Origin of the sequence: Phenylobacterium sp., assembly GCF_036821595.1 — a bacterium.
Lineage (GTDB): Bacteria > Pseudomonadota > Alphaproteobacteria > Caulobacterales > Caulobacteraceae > Phenylobacterium.
On record NZ_DAISJG010000132.1, the window covers coordinates 1 to 4089 of the forward strand.

At 72.5% G+C, this 4089-nt stretch carries 3 protein-coding genes; 2 read left to right on the forward strand and 1 reads right to left on the reverse strand.

The features are described 5' to 3' along the window. Position 1 precedes the first annotated feature (1 nt). Positions 2–1108: a bifunctional 2-C-methyl-D-erythritol 4-phosphate cytidylyltransferase/2-C-methyl-D-erythritol 2,4-cyclodiphosphate synthase gene (locus tag V7Z97_RS19615; RefSeq protein ID WP_334165185.1), complete on the forward strand. Its 1107-nt coding sequence runs from the start codon at positions 2–4 to the stop codon at positions 1106–1108. A 199-nt stretch (positions 1109–1307) separates the two neighbouring features. On the opposite strand, the gene V7Z97_RS19620 is transcribed toward V7Z97_RS19615, so the two are convergent. Further along, entirely contained in the window at positions 1308–3593 is a 2286-nt protein-coding gene (locus V7Z97_RS19620; RefSeq protein ID WP_334165187.1) for a spermidine synthase, read from the reverse strand. A gap of 88 nt (positions 3594–3681) precedes the next feature. Between V7Z97_RS19620 and V7Z97_RS19625 the strand changes: the two genes are divergently transcribed. Then, positions 3682–4089: CinA family protein (locus tag V7Z97_RS19625; RefSeq protein WP_334165188.1), on the forward strand; the 408-nt coding region annotated here is incomplete at its 3' end.

The following is a 4089-nucleotide window of genomic DNA, read 5'->3' on the forward strand; positions in this document are numbered from 1 at the left end:
CCTGCGGGCGGGTCCCGGGGAGCCGAAAGCCTGGCGCATGCTGGGCTCGCGCCCGGTCATCCGCTGGTCGGTGGAGGGCCTGCTCTCGGCCGGCGCCCGCGAGGTCGTGGTCGTCGTCGCCCGCGATCGCCTGACTCAGGTGGACGAGGCCCTCGAAGGTCTCGAGAACTGGCGCGCCGTCACCGGCGGCCGGACCCGCGCCGACTCCGTCCAGGCGGGACTGGCCGCCATCACCGCCGGCCGCAACCAGCCGATCCTGGTCCACGACGCCGCCCGGCCCTTCGTCACCCGCGAGCACGTGGACCGGCTGCTGGCCGCCCTCGACCTCGCCGACGGCGCCGTGCCCGCCCTGCCCGTCCCCGACACCCTGAAGCGCGGCGACGGCCTGGTCGAGGAGACCGTGCCCCGCGAGGGGCTCTGGCGGGCGCAGACGCCGCAGGCCTTCCGGTTCGGCCGGCTGAAGGCCGCCTACCGCCGCTGGCCCACCGGCGAGGAGCCCACCGACGACGCCGCCGTGGTCGAGCGGGCCGGCGGCTCGGTGGCCATGGTGCCGGGCGACCCGATGCTGATGAAGCTGACCTACCCGGCGGACTTCCTGATGGCCGAGCAGCTCGCCGCCTCGCGCCGGCTGATCCGCATGGGCCAGGGCATCGACGCCCACCGCTTCGGCCCCGGCGACGTGGTCTGGCTCTGCGGCATCCGCATCGAGCACGACCTGGGCCTGGTCGGCCATTCCGACGCCGACTGCGGCCTGCACGCCCTCACCGACGCCGTCCTGGGGGCCATCGCCGAGGGCGATATCGGCGCCCACTTCCCGCCGAGCGACCCGCGCTGGAAGGGCGCCTCGTCCGACCAGTTCCTGACCCACGCCGTGAAGCTCGCCACGGCCAAGGGCGCCCGCATCCTCAACGCCGACCTGACCCTGATCTGCGAGCGGCCGAAGATCGGCCCGCACCGCGACGCCATGCGCCAGCGCATCGCCGAGCTCCTGCGCATCCCCGTGGACCGCGTCAGCGTGAAGGCCACCACCACCGAGCGCATGGGCTTCACCGGCCGCGAGGAGGGTCTCATGGCCCAGGCGGTGGTCTCCGTGGAGACCCCGCTCTAGCAGCCCGAAGCCCTCCTCCTCGATGGAGGAGGGTTGGGTGGTGGTGTGGCCGCCGAGCCGAGGACGATGGCGCAGGTGGGCGCGGAGCCAATCGGCGCCCTTCACCCCGATCCCCTGCGATCACCACCATCCCTACCCTTCCTCCATCGAGGAGGAAGGGGCGCGAGCTCCCTGAGTTGGCAGCCCTACCCCGGCAGCCCTACCCCGGCAGCCACGCGTACCGCTCCTGCATCTTCCGCCACAGTGCGCCCGGCAGGTTGGTGTAGTCGTCGGTCCAGGGCCGCGCCTTGGTCGGGTCGAGCGGCAGCCAGCGTTCGTCGCGGCCGTAGGCGGCCACGGCCTCGGGCGTGCGGCCGATGACGATGGCGTCCTCGTCGGCCTCCCAGACGGCCCCGTCGCCGATCACCCGCCGCATCTGCAGGAAACCGTGGCCGCCCGCCGCCCTGGCCACCGCCTGGGCCGGGCCCAGGAGGTCGAGGTTGCGGTTGGAGAGGTGGAGGATCAGCACCCCGTCCGGCTTCAGCTTCGCCAGGTAGCCCCGCACCGCCTCCACGGTCAGCAGGTGCGCCGGCACCGCGTCGGACGAGAAGGCGTCGATCAGCAGGATGTCGAAGCTCGCGTCCGGCTGCTCGGCCACCGTCAGCCGGGCGTCGCCGACCACGAAGTCGATCGGGCCCCGCGCGCAGGCCGTCGTGTAGGTGAAGTTCTTCGGATCGTGCGCGACGCGGATCACCAGCGGATCGATCTCGAAGAAGGTCAGGCTGTCTCCCGGCCGGACGTAGGCCGCCACCGAGCCGGTGCCCAGCCCGACGGCGCCGATCCGCGTTCCCTGCGGCCGCGCCTCCTGCTGGCGCAGGAACACCTGCCCGATCGGCGTGCCCACCGTGTAGTAGACCATCGGCTGGCACGACCAGTAGGGGTGCGTCGCCTGGGCGCCGTGCAGGGTGGTCCCGTGGGCCAGCATGCGCACCTCCCCGCCGCGGGCCGGCACCTCGGTCTTGGAGAGCCGCAGGACCCCGAAGAAGCTCCGCCAGCTCTCGGTGGTGTTCACCCGGTCGGCCGTGGCGTTGGCCCCGAACGAGATCACCACCACGACGGCGAACATGAACAGCGCGTGCTTGCGCACCAGGAAGGCCGCGATCACCGCCGCGCAGAGCAGCACCCGCACGCCGAGCTCGAAGAAGTCCGACTGGCTGAAGTCGCCGACCAGCGGCTTGGTCTCCAGCGCCGGGGCGAAGGTCATCAGCACCGGGGTCGCGGCCGCGGCCACCACGCCCAGGATCAGCATGGCCCAGCTCCAGGGCTCGATCCGGGCGGGTCCCCAGGGCCGGGCCAGCACCGCCAGCGCCAGGACCGCCGGATATTCCCAGACGTTGCTGAAGATCACCGGGGCGACGAAGGCGTTGAACGCCCCGCCGACCACGCCGCCCACCGAGAGCCAGAGGTAGAACTCCGTCAGGTGCGCCGGGTCCGGCCGCCGCGCCACCAGCCGCTGGTGGCACATCAGCGCGGTCAGGAAGAAGGCCGCCAGGTGCACGACGAGCTGGATCAGCAGGTTCGTCGACTTGAACGGCAGGAGCGCCGCGCATCCGGCCAGCGCCGCGGCCTGCAGCACCAGCGTCAGGGCCGGCGGGATCGCCGGCTTCTCCTGGAAGGCGATGATGAAGGTCAGGAGGTAGAGGGCGAGCGGGATCACCCACAGGAAGGGCGCCGAGGCCACGTCGGTGGTGATGTGGGTGGTCACCCCCAGCATCAGGCTCGACGGGATCGCCGCCAGCGCCACCCAGATCAGCCGGTCGCGCCACGGCACCGGCGCGCTCCGGCGCACCTCGGCGACGTGCGGGACCCGGTCGCGGGCCCGGGCCACCACCACGGCGAGCGCCGCCATGAGAAGGACGAAGGCGCCGTAGCCGAGGCTCCAGCCGATCCGCTGGCCCAGCACCGTCATCGTAGGCTCCACCAGCACCGGATAGGCCAGCAGCGCCAGCAGGCTGCCCAGGTTGCTGGCGGCGTAGAGCACGTAGGGCTCCTTGCCCTCCTCCGCGCCCACCGTGCGGGCGTGCCAGGCCTGGACCAGCGGCGCGGTGGCCGACAGCACGGCGAACGGCGCCCCGATGGAGACCGCCAGCACCCCGATCAGCCAGAGGTTCGGATGCTCCGACGACGGCGGTCCGACCAGTTCGTTGACCCGGAGCGGCAGGGCCAGCGCCGCGATCAGCAGGGCCGCGCCGTGCACCATCGCCTGGCGGCCCACCGAATGGATCTTCTGCAGCAGGTGGGCGTAGCCGTAGCCGGCCAGCAGGGCGAGCTGGAAGAAGGCCATGCTGGTGTTCCACACCGACGGGCTGCCGCCCAGCAGCGGCAGGACCAGCTTGGCCACCATCGGCTGCACCAGGAAGACCAGGGCGGCGCTGGAGAAGACGGTGACGGCGAACAGGGCCGGCGGCGGCCTTACTCCGGCCTTCTCGGCCGCGATCGTGGTCATGGGCGCTTTGAACCTTGAATCGGTGACGCGGCTCGGATGTTGTGGTCTGGCTCCGCCGTCGCCTAGCGCGTTTTTTCGAGGTCAGCCCGTGTTTCCGCTCGAGATCGTCACCCTCGCCCGCCTGCTCATCGACGAGGCCCGGGAGCGGTCCCTGCGTATCGTCACCGCGGAGAGCTGCACGGGCGGCCTGGTGGCGGGCGCGATCTGCTCGATCCCCGGCGCCTCGGACGTGCTCGAGCGCGGCTTCGTCACCTATTCCAACCGCGCCAAGCAGGAGCTGCTGGGCGTGCCTGGCGACCTGATCGCCGACCTGGGCGCGGTGTCCGAGCCGGTGGCCCGGATGATGGCCGAGGGCGCCCTGGAGGCCTCCAACGCCCACCTGGCGGTCGCCATCACCGGCGTCGCCGGCCCCGGCGGCGGCACGCCGATGAAGCCGGTCGGCACCGTCCACATCGCCACCGCCCGCACCAACCACGGCCTGATGCACCGCCAGGAG